The organism is Salinimicrobium oceani, from assembly GCF_012037645.1.
This window is the reverse complement of the sequence record NZ_JAAVJR010001068.1, coordinates 1-365: the sequence shown is the minus strand read 5'-3', so window position 1 is coordinate 365 and position 365 is coordinate 1. Positions and strand designations below refer to the sequence as shown.

The window sequence follows — 365 nt, the reverse complement described above, 5'->3', positions numbered from 1 at the left end:
ATGTCCATTGAGGTACAGCAGGTCAAAGACATAGAAACGCAATTCGCCGGAAGGATCATTCTGGTAATTCTGAAGGTTCTGGAACACAGGTTTCCCTTCTTCGTTTAAAGCCACAATTTCCCCATCCAGGATCACATCGTGAGGAATATTCTTTAATTGTTCATAGATCTCTTTAAATTTTGCCTTAAAGGATATACCGTTACGGGAATAGAGATCCACCTTCCCTTGCTGGATATTGCCTATTGCCCGGTAACCATCCCACTTCAATTCATAGATCCAGTTGGCTTTGTTGAAAATCTCAGGAGCCTTGGTGGCGAGCATGGGTTTTATGAGTTCGGTGACTTTTAGCTGCTTCACTTTTTCGG

The 365-nt window shown here is 43.0% G+C and carries 1 protein-coding gene; it reads right to left on the bottom strand.

The annotated features are described in order from the left end of the window. Positions 1-357, bottom strand: a 357-nt coding sequence (locus HC175_RS20810) for an ATP-dependent DNA ligase (RefSeq protein ID WP_438865975.1), incomplete at its 3' end; no start/stop codon positions are given. Between the last annotated feature and the right edge of the window lie 8 nt (positions 358-365).